Below are 13709 nucleotides of genomic sequence, written 5' to 3' on the forward strand. Positions count from 1 at the left end.
CATGATCTTAGATGATTTTAGTAAATAAACGATTTCTACCAGCGTGTTAGACCGTTTCGACTTTCCATTCGCCATTGGCCGCCCGACAGGCCGTTCCCGTCGAAACATATCGCTTGCCACTAAGAATGACTGTGTGAGTAAATTCGCGACAATCTCGCCCATTTACTTTGATGTAGGGACCAACGGTCACTTCACCTTTTGCCTCGCTATCGCCCTGCCAGGTGCGGAATGCGCCTACACGGCCAAACTGCAACGCGTAATATTGGGCGCTCGCCGCTTCACTGGTTTCCTTGGCGCTCAGCAGTGAAGCAGCCTCAGGCTTGATGAAAGCCAAGATTTGACCAGACTGAAACTCGTCACTTGGCGTTGCGCTAACGGTTGGCGTGGTGACTGGTGCGCTGGCGCTAGCCGAAGCCGTGTTCGAATAGGTGGTGCGACTTGTGCCAATATCCAAGCGTGCACAACCTGCAACCATAGCGGTTGCACCTAAAATGATTGCGAGCTTCGCGATATTCTTTGCTTGATTTTCCATAGCCCTCACCTTTGCCTTCCAATTGCGGCCAAATTTGGCTCTTTATTCAACACGACAAGGCAGTTTTATACAAACTGCCAGCCCCGAATCCTTGGGGCATTCAAAATTCACCTGTCCTGCACTTAATTGAACAAGTTCTTTTACAATATCAAGACCAAGCCCGCTTCCGTGCATATTTTCGTCGAGGCGATGGCCACGTTGTGCGATCTTTTGTAATTTTTGTTGCGGCACACCATCGCCATCATCCTGCACCACAATTTCGAGTTGGTCGCCTGTGATGCTGGTCAAAATGGTCACATTTCCACTTGCCCACTTCCCGGCATTGTCCAAAACATTGCCCAATACTTCATCGAGATCACCGGGATCCATCCGAACGCTGATGTCTTTACCATTGGGAGTCCCTTCCCAATGATATTCCACCGGATGATGGATTTTGCGCATAGCCCCCAAGAGCCTCTTCAAAGCTGGCTCAAGTGACGTATAATTTGTTTGAATTTGGGATCTTGCGGCCATTTGAGCTCGTTGCAGGTAACGCTGAACGATATCTTCCATTCGCTGCAGTTGTGTGCGCAACATTCCACTTTCAATCTGCTCTTTCGCACGCGCTTCATTGCGTAGCACCGCAAGAGGCGTTTTCAATCCGTGCGCCAAATTCCCCACATGGTTTTGGGCTTGCCTCACAATCTCTTTGTTGGTCGATAAAAGGGCGTTGATTTCATCTTTTACCGGAGACATTTCAGACGGATAATCACCCTCAATCTTTTCAGACTTTGCATTCTTCACGCGGCCAATCTCATCCCGCAGTTCTTTCAACGGTCCAAGAGAGAACCGCGCCACAAAGGCAGCCAAAAGCGCCAGCACAATGCCGACAGCGCTCAATGCGAGGATTGTTTGATTTCGAAATAAGGAGACATCCGCATTCAGCTCATCCCAATTTGCGGTGACCAGCACGCGATAATTTCCGTTTTGGGTGAAAAGCTTACGCTCAGAAACGCGTTGTAGAATCCCATCAGCATCGCGCACATCTGCTCGTCGCCTGTTTTGGTCATCAAAGGGAATTGCCAATGTCGGCAGGTTGACGCCGAAGGTTGATGGCGAGGTTGTTAGCGGTGCTCCTTCTGCATCGGTAATTTGCCAATACCATCCACTGCCAAGCTCTTGATAACGTGGATCAATATTCTGGAACGACCAATCCTCAGGTTCATCCTCATCGAGAATTGACCCGATCAATTGGTCCGACTGGCTTTCGATCACATTGTCGATATTTCTCTCCAGCGCACGCGAATAGACCATTGAGAGCGCCCATGCGGTCGCCCCAAGGCCAATCACAAGGCAAATCGCTGTTGCCACAAAAATACGCGTAAAGATGGAGAGTTTTTTGGTCATTCCGCCGACAGTTTATATCCCAAACCGCGGACGGTTTCGATCAAACCGTCAGGCAGCTTTTTGCGCAACCTGCCGACAAAAACCTCAATCGTGTTGGAGTCCCGATCGAAATCTTGATCGTACAAATGCTCGGTCAACTCGGTTCGTGAGATCACCTTGCCATTGTGATGCATCATATAGGAGAGCAATCGATATTCGTGGGAGGTGAGCTTTATGGAGGAACCGTCAAGCGTGACTTTGCTGGCGCCGATATCTAGGCGCAATGGGCCAATTTCAATCGCGTTGGACGCATGTCCTGCAGCACGCCGAACCAGCGCGCGCAATCTTGCTAGCACTTCTTCCATATGGAACGGCTTGGCCACATAATCGTCGGCACCAGCATCAATGCCTTGCACTTTATCGCTCCAGCGGTCTCGGGCGGTGAGCAATAAAACGGGCATCGCGCGGCCTTCGCGCCGCCAGTCCTCTAATATGGAAATGCCATCTTTGATGGGAAGGCCAATATCCAAAACAACAGCGTCATAAGGCTCGGTATCGCCCAGAAAGTGACCCTCTTCGCCATCGAAAGCCTTATCAACTACATATCCAGCTTCTTCCAAAGCTTCACATAATTGTTGATTTAGATCCGGATCATCCTCAACCACCAAAACGCGCATAATCTTGACCTCAAATTATCGAATGACTTTACCGTTGACCGCGTCCACATTCAGGCGACGTTCAACACCATTATCATTCACTATTGTCAGTGCATATAAAGGTCCTGCTGGCCGCACACATAGTTCGGCACGCAAAACCCGATCTCCGGGTTTCAGTTTAATCTGATTTTTGATTTGCACAAATGATTGAATCTCACCCTTTTGCACAGCTAGGTTGATGACCATGCGGTCAACCGTACAGCCAGCATTTTGCGCATGGGCAGTCGGGATGGATATCAGTGCGACGGCCATAAAAATGACCGTTGCGCAGCGATTGAAGATGCGTTTTTTTGTCATGGCACCATTTCTAGCAGCCATAAGCTGAACACAAAATGAACGCCTTGTACGCGTCTATCCAAAGGCCGTTTCCTTCAGCCCCTTACGCAAGAAGATGATAGCAAAGGCTTCCATAATAAGTTGACCAGTGTTGGTACCATCAAATGCAGGCACTTCTATGCCCGACAGTTGCGCCAATCCAATCAGCAACATGAGGGCTGCGGTAATATAGGTCTTATATCCTTGTAAGCTAATCATCTTGTTCCTTATCTGCTTTGAAGAGTGTAAGTTTGATCGCGCGATTTTGCGCGCCCGTATTTCTGTCTCAGCAACGCGCCGCCGCCAACCTCGGGCAAAGATTGGATAGTGCCTAAGACGTTTCAAAAACCGCAACCGGGCCGCACTTAATTGTTTTATGAGGTCGACCTCGGTGCGAGTATTTATAAAGGTGGTCGTCGCAGCCATCGTGACTGGACCCATTCGCCCATCTTGAGGCGCTTGCACAATGCTTTGCAGCGTTTTCAATGCACGGCTAGGTCCGGAATTGACCGCGAAATCGAAAAGACAAAACGCGATGCCGGCGGGCAATTTCGTGGCCCAAATTGGGGACCAATAATATTGATGATAAATTTGCGCCGCCTCTGACTTGCGCAATCGACGCACGGCGGATTTCGGCAGCCTTGCTGCGGGTTTTATGTTGCGAAATCGCGCCAGGGTGGCGCGCGTAATTCCATATTTTGTTGCGCCGCCCGGATCGTGGGGATGGTCGACATATCCACCCTCCTGCGCAAAGATGTGCACGAGCGCAGCTTGAAAACTGTTCATGAATGGCCCTATGAAATGGAAAAGATGGAAGGGATAAATCCTTCTAGTGGATTAACCTGTATGCGGTCGTTGAAAATGGCCGGCAACGCAAACAGCAACTCGTTGCCTGTGTTTGCATAGAACGGAAGCAAATCGACAAATTGATGCTTAGCTGTGCGTGATGCAGCAGCGAATTGTGTGCCGATATGCACCCACCCGTCAGCTGCCGTAAGCGTTTGATAATCAGCCACGGCTACCCCATCAATTTGCACATCACATTCGCTTGCTGAAACAAGCCAAGTGCCACTTGTCGCCTTCACATAGAGCGAAGCCGATTGGCGCGTGCCGAAAAGACCATCATAGGCAAATTGCCGATATTTGGCGCTGCCGCTTTGCGTATTTTCATAATAGCCACTCGATGCGGCAATGCATTTGGCCACCCAAAATTCAGGGTGGTAGCGCGCAGCCCAACTTTCGCGCAGCAAATCAGCCAATGCTTGAACGTCACTATCCAGCACTGTCCCAGCCCCACCATAGGTGCTGCTATCATAGTGAAATTTTCCATGGCTGGCGAAGGTGGAGCCATTCTCATTCTTCAAATAGCTTGGTGCGACAAAGCTGGTGACAGTTCCGGTCTTTTCCGCCGCGAAACGTCCGCTGTCGGGCAGAATAGAGACTTTCTGCGCCACCCCGGGCACTTCACCTGACACACCATTGGGCAAAGCTAGCTTTCCACTCGTTCGGTCACCGACCAAAACTTCTCGCCAAGTGCTGCCGTCTTCCGACACGCGCAACGCAATATCATCATCGTTTAGCAACCCCATCTCAGCGCGGGCCGACCAGTTATCCTGCCACCCCAAAATGGCGGCGTGGCCGCTTGTCGCTTTGTTCAGCGAAAGCCGCGTATCGCCAGAGCCACCATCTGCAGGATATTCAGCTGAAAAGAGGCTGGAAGGCGTTTTGGCGAGAATTTTATTGTAGCCATCCGCTGCTGCGCCGAGCCCCAATTGCTGCAGATTTTGTAGCTGCGTTACTTGATCAAAAAAAGCGTCCCAGGCGCCTGCAATGAAGATATAAAGGAGGCTCTCGGCCATATTCCACGCTAACCATCCTTCTTGCGGCGTGTAAAAGCGCCATCCCCCATCGGTATAAACGGCAAGTCTATCTGCTTGCCCACTCCACTCGTCGCTCGGCGTACCACCCACCGCGTAGGCTTTGCCGCTCACTGCCGGGTCTGGTGGGGCATTGCTGCCAATGCTCTCGAGCTGAATTTGGCAAAGGACATCTAGCCCCAGCAGTGCTTCGTTGTGGGTGATGTGTTTCAGGGCCTGATCCGGCTGGATTAGTGGCAGGCCCAGCTGTGCAGTATTAGTCACTAAAATCGATCCTTTTTGGATGGCCAGCGCCCCAGATGGCGCTGATTTGTTTAACTTCAAACCAGACATTGTCTGCCAAAGCGCCAAAGTCACTGTTTTGGGCACTGGTCGTGTAAACAAAGCTGGTCTGGGAAATTTCGATTGAATGCAGTGTGGTTTCACCTGCGCCGATGTGGAGCTCAAACTTGAGATTGTCAGTGTCCAAGGGCACATCTTGCCCCCGCCACATATCGCCTCCCACGCGCGTACACCGCACCCATTCAATTTGGATGTCGCCGGAAATTGCTTTGCGCGTGGCTTTAAGGTGGACTGGCGCGAGCGGCAACAATGGAGTCGTGCTTGGAGTTACGTTCAGACTGATCGCTTCAGCGCTCGCTGCCCCGGCATAGGCATAAAGACCGAGGTCCGCCCCTACTTTCTCGCTCGAGATCGCAAGAGCACTGCCCTCACCAGGCAATAGCGCTCGTGCCCCAGCAACGCAAGCCTGCTCCCCGGCAAACTGTGTTTTACCTAAGCCCCGCAGCAATTGTGATAATCGGTAGGTTTTCGGGGCAATCAATTCAGCGGATACGAATCCAACCTGTTCCCAACTGCCATCCGTTTTTTCGAGCCAAAGGCGATTCATGCCCTGCATCACGGCCAATAGCGTAGCTGAACTGAGATGGCCTTCCAACATACGAACCAACAGGTTTTGCGTGTGATCCCACACATCAACTCGATCCGCAGGTGCAAAATCCTCTTGCACGATACCAAGCGGATTGGGCTTGTCGATTTCCACGATGCCCTGCCCTTGATTATCTGTCAGGCGGATATTTCCGGGCCAAGGCTTGGCAAAAGCAGCGGCGAACACTTGGGTGTTTAGTTCATCCGCGGCCTCGTTCGGCAATTGCGCCAGCACAATCAGCGGTGCGCTCTGCGCTGGCTCTAACGTTTTTCCGGTTCGCGTTGACGTCTCGGCGCCACCGCTGCCATTCGGTTCCTGTGGCAATCGCAAGGACATCTTCTGGCTATGCGCCAATTGGCTCATTTCAACAATTGCGGGCTCCGTTTTCCCCAAGATTTCAAGGGCATCCCCAATGGTGAACGTCGCCAAAGATGGCGGCAGCTCAAACTGATATTGCGCTTTAGCTGTCTGGCCATTGCGCCATTGCGCGGACGCAATTTGTGTTGCTGTAGTCGGGTCCAGCGTTGAGGGCCAGTTCAAAAACGCCCGTTCGCCGCTCTGTTTTTGGTGATCATAAAATGCGGTCGCCGTGCCGTAATCTGCCAACCTTTCCAAAAATTTGAGATCCAATCGCCGCACACCATCTTCCGCATCAGGATATTTGATGTTGAGCGCTTCGTTTTGATTGAAGGCCAGATTGTCGGCTTCGATTTGTAACGGCTTATGTATGCTTGGCGCTGTGAGCGTCAATTGCCCTGCGACATCATCAATATAGAGGTCCTCGCAGGCCAACAGTCCTGCCAGCTCGTCCCGCACGCTTGCGCTGCCACCCGTCAATTGTCCTTCAATAAACAGCTTTGAACTTTCTGCCACGTTCAGCGCAATGCCAGCCTCTGTGGCGATTGCCTGCGCAAGTTCGTCGATCGTGGCCCCGCCCAAACGTCCATTCAGCCAATGGCCGGTGAAATAGGCTGATCCATCAGACCATTCATCGGTCAGCAGTGGAAAGGCTGGAAATGGCCGCGCATCCCATGCCCAGATATAAATGCGATCGGCATCCAGCATAGGCGCGCCATATTGGCTGGACACAGGATTGGCCGCGGCATCTTCACGCCAGGTCTTATGATGCGCCCGTAAAAACTGACGTTGCATCGCAGAGTCGGGCGACCCATCGGAAAAGTAAGGTTCTTTGTGTTCAACGCTTTTAGGATCAGAAAAGGCATTGGGCTGATTGCCGCCCAAATGTACCGCGCCACAGCCAATTTCTGTCAGCCAAAGGGGTTTTGATTCTGGCACCCAGGCCGTAGGGGTGGCGCTTCTCACACCGTTGGGACGATCATGGTGTGCGTTGCCCCACCAAGCCTTCAGGTCTTTAAATCGCCAAACCCAAGCTTCGCCCGCTGCGCCGTCTCCAATTGGCGTGCGGATTTGAGCGTCGCGATCTTCCGCTGAGGCGTAATACCAGTCATACCCCTCACCTGCATAAATATTTTTGGCCAGATAGTTTGTATCTTTTTCATGCCGCGCTAAAACTTGATCAGCATGGTCACCGTCCGCACGCCAATCACTGAGCGGCATGTAATTATCGATGCCCACTGCATCAATTTCCGGGTCTGCCCAAAGCGGATCAAGGTGAAAATATTTGCCACCCGGCTCATCAGCAGGCTGGTAGCCATGATATTCGCTCCAATCCGCCGCATAGGTCAGTTTGCAAGTTGCACCCACAATCTGACGCACATCCGCCGCCAATTGCTTCAAGGCCTGCACATAGGGGAAATTTTGCGCACCATCGCGCACAAAACTCATGCCCGGCATTTCAGACCCGATGATCATGGCGTCCACGCCGCCCGCTGCACGGGCCAGATTTGCGTAATGCATAATATAACGGCGATAGCGCCATTCATTCGGGCCGCTATATTTGGCTTGGCCGCTGCTCACACCGAAATCATTCGGTTGGCAAGCGCCCATAAATTGCGTCACTTGGCTAGCGGCGGCTGCAGTCTTGTCCGCGCTCGATGGTTGTCCAATAGCCGGATGCACCGTCACCCGACCGCGCCATGGATAGGCTGGTTGGCTATTGCCGCCATAAGGGTTTGGCAGACTATTGTTCGTCGGAACATCCATCATCATAAGTGGATAAAGCGTCACCTTTATCCCTCTGGCGTGAAGGTCTTGTATGGCATCGACGATGGATTGATCAGACGGGGTGCCACCATAGGCCGGTGCGCCATTGTTTGCGCTGGTGATCTGCGCAGCATTGCGATCAAGCCCCGCAACCTGCCATTCAACATTTTTCAGTTGTCGTTCATGATCGATGACGCGCGGGGCAATCTCGCACTGGCCACAGTGCAAATCATCACCAAACCAACTCACCACCAGCGCGACATGTTTCAAGTTTGGGCATAACGCAGTGAGTTCATCGATGGATACGTCCCAATCAGATCGACCCACCACATGGTGCGCATTTTCTGTTTTGGTTTCGCCATAACCGAGCAAGCGTACGCGCGGTGAAGGGTCATAGCCAAATTCGGTTGATCCGGGGATGACGCAAACCGCGCGCAGGTTTTGCTCTAAATCCCCAACGGGGCGGCACAGTTCAACCGAAATCTGCGGTATGCGATTACCAAACTGGCCAATATCCAGATTTTCAAAAACAATATAGCAAAGCCCGCGATAGGCTGGGCAATTGCCACTCCCCTGCATTGCGGCAATAAGGCTGTCTGGCGTTTGGTCTGAACTGCCTTGGTGAAACCGATAAGTCAGGTTACGCGTGTCGAGCAATTGACCATCGGCCCAAATGCGCCCCAAGTGGGCCACCTCACCTTTACAAAATGCCACCGCCAGACTGACCACAATTGTGCTGTCATCATCTTGGCTCGAGGTCGATTTTGCCCCACTGCTTGCCGTGGTGCGGCGCTCCAATTCTGTGGCCCAGATGATGTTTCCAGACAGGCGTGACCAACCATAAAGCCTTGAGATAGCTGTTCCTTCTTGCGATCCAAGCAGGCGTACCGCCCCTTTTGGCGTGGGCGCCTCTCCGCCGAAAAGCTGGTTATCAATGGCGCTACCCGCCATGGCGCCAAGCGCCCGGCCGATGGTCGCGCCCACAGGTCCGCCTAGCGTGGCACCAAGGGCCTGCCCGCCAACTGAAAGTAATAGAGTTGCCAAAGAAATTTCCTCAATTCGGGAATGTGTAGTGTGCCGCCAAGCGCCGCTGCCACGGCGCATCAAAGGCCAACTGGATCGTGCCCACGCCTTCTTGCGCATGGATCATCTGGTCGTTTGCGATCAGGATGGCGCAATGTTTGGCGGGCAGATCGCGTCGCATACGAAACAATAAAATATCACCCGGAAGTGGCGATCTGTTGTTTTGTCGCCGCAAGTAGTGATCGGCTTGATACTGCAATAAGGTGCCCGCATTAGGATCGCGCCAACTGGCTGAATAGGGCGGCACCTTGTCGGGCAAATCGACACTCAGTTCGTGGCCCACCCCCAAAATCAAACCAAGGCAATCGCAGCCCAGTTTCTTCTTTGCAGCTTGATGCAAATAGGGCGTACCCAACCACTCTTTTGCGGCAGCAACCACTTGTCCAGCTTCAATCATTTGAACAGCACTCCGCCACTTAAATCGTCGCCCGCGCGCGGATAGCGCAGCACAAAATCATCGCCGGGAATATGCGGAAAGCCTTGAAAATTAACACTGTTGTTGAACTTGTCACGGCAGGTCGCAAATTGCTTGTCGCAGCCAACAATTACCCGCGCTGTATCGCCCACTTCAATCAACTCAGTTTTGAAATTGGACAGCGTGAGAAGATCAACACCCGCCGTGCGCTGATGCTGCGCAATGTTCAAGTGATCATTTTTGTAGGCCCCACTTTGCCAGTGCAAGGTGCCTTTGCCGGCCCATCCCGCCACGCGCGCTTCCAGACCTGTCACTGTCATCGTGCCGTCTCCGGCGATGGCAGCCACAGTCACCGTGCTGGAAAAGCTCGCACCATCGGCATCCATGCCACAACGCCCATCACCAAATTGCGCATCGCAATGGCGTTGATAGATGCGCCCGCGCTTTTGGTTCAGCTTGGCATGATGCGAGCGAAGTTCAGCCTCAAACCGATTGTCCACCTGCTTGATTTCACCAATATAGTCGCGCCGCATCAAATGGCGTTCGTCTGGCTTGCGCCAGTTCACCCACCACCAATCGACCTGGGCATTGGCCAGCAGCCCTGCCCGCAGTATTTTCTCGGTCAGACGTTCCTCGTCAACAAAACCCAGCACTTCCGCAGTATCCACCGCTTCGTTGCGCTTGTCGGTCATGGCACTAGGTTGAAACCCCGCTTTGGGCTCAAATACTTGACCATCGAACGCGATCTGCTGGTCATGGTCGGTAAAGCCCAATTGCTGCTCGTTGCGCAAGGTCAGCAACCAGCAATTGCAGAGGCTCGTAGCTCCACTTTTCAGATGGGCGTCAAAAGCAGGTGAAAATTGTCTCACGTCAAAATCTCAATCAAAGGAATGGAAGGGATCAACCCGGCATCGAAGCTAGACAGCTCAACATCCAGATGGTCCGTGTCGAACCGCACGGGCACATCAAATTCAAAACCTGCCGTTAGGTTGGCGCCAGATGTTGGGGCGCTAGCAAAGCTAAGGATGCCGGTAGTTTCGTCCACCGTGAAATCTGCACCTGCCGTCAGTTCGCTGCCATTCACCGCCACGCGCACACTGTCGGCAATGGGCTTTTTGATCTGCCGTGCATAGGGGTCAAACGCACTGCCATAATGTTTGATCAGTTGAATGTCAGTCTGGTTGCCATCACCAAATCCCAAATCCTGATCATAGGGCGTGATGCTCTCTTGGTTGGAGCTATGATCCAACGGATCACGAAACAAAAAACCGTGAAAGCGGCCGCGCCGCTCCTCGAAAAAGCTGAGGATCTGGCGCATATCTGCCGAGCTTTTCACGCCATATCCGGCATTATATTTGCGCCGCGACTGCGCCCATCGCGTGTTGCGTTCTTCAGCACCAGACACAAGCGACACAATGTCGGTCGACCATTGCGGCCCACCCCGCGCGCCCATGGCAATATTGATCGGAAAACGTATGTGGTGAAATGCCATTAGCTTGCCCTTTGCCCTCGTTTGATGGCGCTCAGCAACCCAGCAGAAATCTCGGCTTCCGCTTGCGCAAAGCTGTTCGCATCATTGGCGTTTACCGTCATGGAAATCATAATAGGTGCTTGCCCCGCGCCGCTGGCCACGCCCAATTGCCCGCGGCTATTTCGCTTCAAGGGCAAAATGGCTTCTGGCCCTGCTTCGCCCGCCAACCCCAAGCCGCTTTGCATGGGGAAATAGGTCGGCGCGTTCAGCACTCCACCTTTTGCAAAGGGTTGGATGGTAGGGATTGCACTGTTGGTGCCTTGAAACAGATCGCCAACAAATCCACTGATCATATTGCCCAGCGGTTGCAGCGCGGCTTTCACTGCAATCTGGGCGAAGGCTTTGGCGATATCGCCCAACATATTTTTGAGCGATTTGCCGTTGACCAAGGCATTGGTGAACGCATTGGTGATAGTGGTGCCGACGCTTTTGGCCAGATCATCAATGCGGCCCAGTTCCGCCTCAATCTCCGCCAGCGCACCAGTCTCAGGTAGCTGTTGAAGCTCTTCAAGGTTCATATTTGTCTCCATCTGGAAAATCAGCCATCAGTTCGGCCATTCTTTGCCGCTCCAGCGGCGCTGCATGGCCAAACATCTTTTGTTTTGCCTGCATCGCCAGCGTCAGTTCGCGGGGGCTGGAGGCCCAAAAGGCTTTGGGGGAAAGCCGCAATTCTCCAAACCCAATCTGCGCCAACTCGGCCCAAGGAAAAGGCGATTTGACCATCAATTATTGGTCCAGCGGCGCCGCAAAAGTTAAGTGCAACAATTGCGCCACCGCTTTGGCCGCACCAAGCGCACCTCCTGCAATCTGCGCGGATTCCAAATCCTGATCGCTAATGGCATGGCCCGCACCACGCAGCCCCGCACCGAGGATGACAATGATATCTCTTGCACTGATGTGCCCGGCTTCGAAACGCTTCCCTAGCCCGTTCAAATCATCGAGCTGCAATTTCGCTTCTAGCTCAGCCAATGCCCCGAGTGTCAGGCATAATGTGTGTGGCTTCCCATCAATGACCAGCTCAATTTCGCCGCGTCGTGGATTGGCCATTAGAGCACCGTAAATGAAATTTCGCCGGCACTTTCCAGCGCCACGTCGAAAGTCACTTCGCCATTGTGGTTGGCGGCAAACTCCAACGCCGTGATTTGAAACTTGCCCTCGATGGTGCCGAAGTCTGGGATCACAACCTGCCAGTCACGCACCTGCCCTGCGAAAAACAGTTCGCGGATTCGCGCGTCACTTTGCGCATCTTTGAAAATGCCACTGCCTGAAAGGCTTGCGGTTTTCACCCCGCCGCCTTGCAACAATTCCCGCCATTGGCCTGCAGATTGGCTGTCTGTCGTGTCGATGGATTGGGCATTAAATGCCAATTGTCGCGAGCGTATGCCCGCCACCGTAATAAAGCTGCCACTGCCGATTTCATCCAGTTTCAGCAACATGTCCTTGCCGCTTTGTGCGCCCATTTGGATCCTCTTATGTCTAGCTTATTGGCTCTAAAGTGATGCGCAGGCCGATCAGGGTTTTCGCCCAACCGGTGCGCGGTTCGATGCTCGTTTTGGTGTGACGATGGTTTTGACGCACCGTGCGAAAGCTGGTGCCAAAATTATGATTTGAAAACAGGTCCACCACCTGCTCAGCCACCTGAAAGCCAAGCTGTCGAGCGCTTCTGGCGTGCCAGAACTCCAACTCCACTTCATGATCAAATAGCGAAGTCGCAATTGCATCTCGCGGCGCAAACTCGTGATTTTTGATGGTGATGAAAGGCGGTCGCTGCCCTCGTCGCGGGGCATCAATAATTTTTCCAGTGCCGATCAAGCTGATCAGTGTTGGATCATTGGCCAGCAACGTCACCAACTCGGTTTGCAATTCAAGGGCGAAATCAGCCATATTGCGCGCCCTCCATCTCAATATGCTTTGCCGTGCACAGCAGATAGGCATTGCGCATATTGAGATTTTCCATCAGTTCAATCTGATAATGCGCCCCTTGCCACTCAATTAAATCGCCTTTGGCGAGTTGCGGGTCATAACGCAGGGTAAATTCGAAACGTTCTGTTTGAGAATGGCCCGCACCGCTGCCAAATATGTTTGATTTCACCTCAACCCGCGCCCAGCTTTGCCCGAGGCTGTTCAAGGTAAAATCATTGCCGCCTGCCCCATCATCTGTTTCAATGATGCGCCACAGGTTCACTAGGTTGCGCAAGCTGGCTAGGCTCGGCTGTTTGCGCAAAGCACTCATAGGCGCACCTCGCAATATTTGCCGATCAACTGGTCGAATTGGGTGGGGATCACCGCACCACTGCCTGCTGTCACAACTGCTTCTCGATGCTCATACCAATGGCCGATCAGCCGCAACATGGCGAGGCGCAGATCTTCTGGCACGTCGCTGGCCACATCGCCAAAGCCCGTTCGATAGGTGATTTCGACCGCATCATAGTCGCGCAAGCGCGGCACTGAAGTGCTGGTTGGCGCCAGAAATATCGTGCACTTTCCGCTATGCTTATCTTGGGTCACTTCAGCTAAGGGCCAGCTCGTCTCAGCACCTTCGGCATCAAACAAATTGATGCTTACCAATGCTTGAAACGGACCTATCGGTAGGCAGATACCTTTATCGGGCCAAACATCACTCACCCACTTCCATTGCTGGGTGATCATTGCCTTGCGGGTCACGCTTTCAATGTGGCTCCGCGCCGCCGCAATTAGCGTTGCAATCAGCGCATCATCATCGGCATGGTCTAGCCGCAAATAGGCTTTTGTTTCAGCCAAGCTAAGCGGCTCTACCACAGGGCCTGCAACTAAAATGGAGGTCATGTCGCCCTTTCTGTTGAG

17 protein-coding genes are annotated in these 13709 nt (G+C 52.9%); all 17 read right to left on the reverse strand.

The annotated features are described in order from the left end of the window. Window positions 1-46 precede the first annotated feature (46 nt). From ACP15Y_RS04435 to ACP15Y_RS04515, 17 genes are read right to left on the reverse strand one after another with little or no spacing between them, the layout of a single operon-like run. Window positions 47-532, reverse strand: a complete 486-nt coding sequence (locus ACP15Y_RS04435; RefSeq protein ID WP_424981782.1) for a hypothetical protein — start codon at window positions 530-532, stop codon at window positions 47-49. Between the two features lie 42 nt (window positions 533-574). Then, window positions 575-1918 carry a sensor histidine kinase gene (locus tag ACP15Y_RS04440; RefSeq protein ID WP_424981783.1) on the reverse strand — a complete coding sequence of 448 codons (1344 nt, stop codon included), beginning with the start codon at window positions 1916-1918 and terminating at the stop codon, window positions 575-577. Continuing rightward, entirely contained in the window at window positions 1915-2574 is a 660-nt protein-coding gene (locus ACP15Y_RS04445) for a response regulator transcription factor (RefSeq protein ID WP_424981784.1), read from the reverse strand. The genes ACP15Y_RS04440 and ACP15Y_RS04445 overlap by 4 nt, the downstream gene beginning before the upstream one ends. A 15-nt stretch (window positions 2575-2589) precedes the next feature. Next, on the reverse strand, window positions 2590-2910 hold the full coding sequence (locus ACP15Y_RS04450) for a PepSY domain-containing protein (RefSeq protein ID WP_424981785.1): 321 nt from the start codon (window positions 2908-2910) through the stop codon (window positions 2590-2592). 54 nt (window positions 2911-2964) lie between these two features. Further along, the gene (locus ACP15Y_RS04455) at window positions 2965-3714 is read right to left on the reverse strand and encodes a glycoside hydrolase family 108 protein (RefSeq protein WP_424981786.1); all 750 of its coding nucleotides are present in this window, start codon (window positions 3712-3714) and stop codon (window positions 2965-2967) included. 8 nt (window positions 3715-3722) lie between these two features. Next, the gene (locus tag ACP15Y_RS04460; RefSeq protein WP_424981787.1) at window positions 3723-5069 is read right to left on the reverse strand and encodes a DUF2793 domain-containing protein; all 1347 of its coding nucleotides are present in this window, start codon (window positions 5067-5069) and stop codon (window positions 3723-3725) included. Further along, window positions 5062-8901, reverse strand: a complete 3840-nt coding sequence (locus tag ACP15Y_RS04465) for a baseplate multidomain protein megatron (RefSeq protein ID WP_424981789.1) — start codon at window positions 8899-8901, stop codon at window positions 5062-5064. Before ACP15Y_RS04465 ends, ACP15Y_RS04460 begins: the two co-directional genes overlap by 8 nt. Window positions 8902-8911: 10 nt before the next feature. After that, window positions 8912-9337 carry an NlpC/P60 family protein gene (locus tag ACP15Y_RS04470; RefSeq protein ID WP_424981790.1) on the reverse strand — a complete coding sequence of 142 codons (426 nt, stop codon included), beginning with the start codon at window positions 9335-9337 and terminating at the stop codon, window positions 8912-8914. After that, complete coding sequence (locus ACP15Y_RS04475; protein WP_424981791.1) at window positions 9334-10224, reverse strand: DUF2163 domain-containing protein; 891 nt, start codon at window positions 10222-10224, stop codon at window positions 9334-9336. The genes ACP15Y_RS04470 and ACP15Y_RS04475 overlap by 4 nt, the downstream gene beginning before the upstream one ends. Next, complete coding sequence (locus ACP15Y_RS04480; protein ID WP_424981792.1) at window positions 10221-10847, reverse strand: phage distal tail protein, Rcc01695 family; 627 nt, start codon at window positions 10845-10847, stop codon at window positions 10221-10223. Before ACP15Y_RS04480 ends, ACP15Y_RS04475 begins: the two co-directional genes overlap by 4 nt. Beyond that, the gene (locus ACP15Y_RS04485) at window positions 10847-11404 is read right to left on the reverse strand and encodes a phage tail tape measure protein (RefSeq protein ID WP_424981793.1); all 558 of its coding nucleotides are present in this window, start codon (window positions 11402-11404) and stop codon (window positions 10847-10849) included. The genes ACP15Y_RS04480 and ACP15Y_RS04485 overlap by 1 nt, the downstream gene beginning before the upstream one ends. Further along, entirely contained in the window at window positions 11394-11609 is a 216-nt protein-coding gene (locus ACP15Y_RS04490; protein ID WP_424981794.1) for a rcc01693 family protein, read from the reverse strand. The genes ACP15Y_RS04485 and ACP15Y_RS04490 overlap by 11 nt, the downstream gene beginning before the upstream one ends. Window positions 11610-11612: 3 nt before the next feature. After that, a complete protein-coding gene (locus ACP15Y_RS04495; protein ID WP_424981795.1) occupies window positions 11613-11933 on the reverse strand; it encodes a gene transfer agent family protein in 321 nt (106 codons plus the stop codon). After that, on the reverse strand, window positions 11933-12346 hold the full coding sequence (locus ACP15Y_RS04500; protein ID WP_424981796.1) for a phage major tail protein, TP901-1 family: 414 nt from the start codon (window positions 12344-12346) through the stop codon (window positions 11933-11935). Before ACP15Y_RS04500 ends, ACP15Y_RS04495 begins: the two co-directional genes overlap by 1 nt. Before the next feature lie 16 nt (window positions 12347-12362). Then, on the reverse strand, window positions 12363-12770 hold the full coding sequence (gp17, locus tag ACP15Y_RS04505; protein ID WP_424981797.1) for a tail completion protein gp17: 408 nt from the start codon (window positions 12768-12770) through the stop codon (window positions 12363-12365). Further along, window positions 12763-13119: a head-tail adaptor protein gene (locus tag ACP15Y_RS04510; protein WP_424981798.1), complete on the reverse strand. Its 357-nt coding sequence runs from the start codon at window positions 13117-13119 to the stop codon at window positions 12763-12765. The genes gp17 and ACP15Y_RS04510 overlap by 8 nt, the downstream gene beginning before the upstream one ends. Then, complete coding sequence (locus ACP15Y_RS04515; protein ID WP_424981799.1) at window positions 13116-13691, reverse strand: head-tail connector protein; 576 nt, start codon at window positions 13689-13691, stop codon at window positions 13116-13118. Before ACP15Y_RS04515 ends, ACP15Y_RS04510 begins: the two co-directional genes overlap by 4 nt. Between the last annotated feature and the right edge of the window lie 18 nt (window positions 13692-13709).

Source organism: Maritalea sp. S77, assembly GCF_049801075.1.
Classification (GTDB): Bacteria; Pseudomonadota; Alphaproteobacteria; order Rhizobiales; family Devosiaceae; genus Maritalea.

What these genes read in the sequence shown, in the direction of transcription:
- ACP15Y_RS04435 (WP_424981782.1), bottom strand. Translation starts at nt 532, where the DNA reads ATGGAAAATCAAGCAAAGAATATCGCGAAGCTCGCAATCATTTTAGGT.
- ACP15Y_RS04440 (WP_424981783.1), bottom strand. Translation starts at nt 1,918, where the DNA reads ATGACCAAAAAACTCTCCATCTTTACGCGTATTTTTGTGGCAACAGCG.
- ACP15Y_RS04445 (WP_424981784.1), bottom strand. Translation starts at nt 2,574, where the DNA reads ATGCGCGTTTTGGTGGTTGAGGATGATCCGGATCTAAATCAACAATTA.
- ACP15Y_RS04450 (WP_424981785.1), bottom strand. Translation starts at nt 2,910, where the DNA reads ATGACAAAAAAACGCATCTTCAATCGCTGCGCAACGGTCATTTTTATG.
- ACP15Y_RS04455 (WP_424981786.1), bottom strand. Translation starts at nt 3,714, where the DNA reads ATGAACAGTTTTCAAGCTGCGCTCGTGCACATCTTTGCGCAGGAGGGT.
- ACP15Y_RS04470 (WP_424981790.1), bottom strand. Translation starts at nt 9,337, where the DNA reads ATGATTGAAGCTGGACAAGTGGTTGCTGCCGCAAAAGAGTGGTTGGGT.
- ACP15Y_RS04480 (WP_424981792.1), bottom strand. Translation starts at nt 10,847, where the DNA reads ATGGCATTTCACCACATACGTTTTCCGATCAATATTGCCATGGGCGCG.
- ACP15Y_RS04485 (WP_424981793.1), bottom strand. Translation starts at nt 11,404, where the DNA reads ATGAACCTTGAAGAGCTTCAACAGCTACCTGAGACTGGTGCGCTGGCG.
- ACP15Y_RS04490 (WP_424981794.1), bottom strand. Translation starts at nt 11,609, where the DNA reads ATGGTCAAATCGCCTTTTCCTTGGGCCGAGTTGGCGCAGATTGGGTTT.
- ACP15Y_RS04495 (WP_424981795.1), bottom strand. Translation starts at nt 11,933, where the DNA reads ATGGCCAATCCACGACGCGGCGAAATTGAGCTGGTCATTGATGGGAAG.
- ACP15Y_RS04500 (WP_424981796.1), bottom strand. Translation starts at nt 12,346, where the DNA reads ATGGGCGCACAAAGCGGCAAGGACATGTTGCTGAAACTGGATGAAATC.
- gp17 (WP_424981797.1), bottom strand. Translation starts at nt 12,770, where the DNA reads ATGGCTGATTTCGCCCTTGAATTGCAAACCGAGTTGGTGACGTTGCTG.
- ACP15Y_RS04510 (WP_424981798.1), bottom strand. Translation starts at nt 13,119, where the DNA reads ATGAGTGCTTTGCGCAAACAGCCGAGCCTAGCCAGCTTGCGCAACCTA.
- ACP15Y_RS04515 (WP_424981799.1), bottom strand. Translation starts at nt 13,691, where the DNA reads ATGACCTCCATTTTAGTTGCAGGCCCTGTGGTAGAGCCGCTTAGCTTG.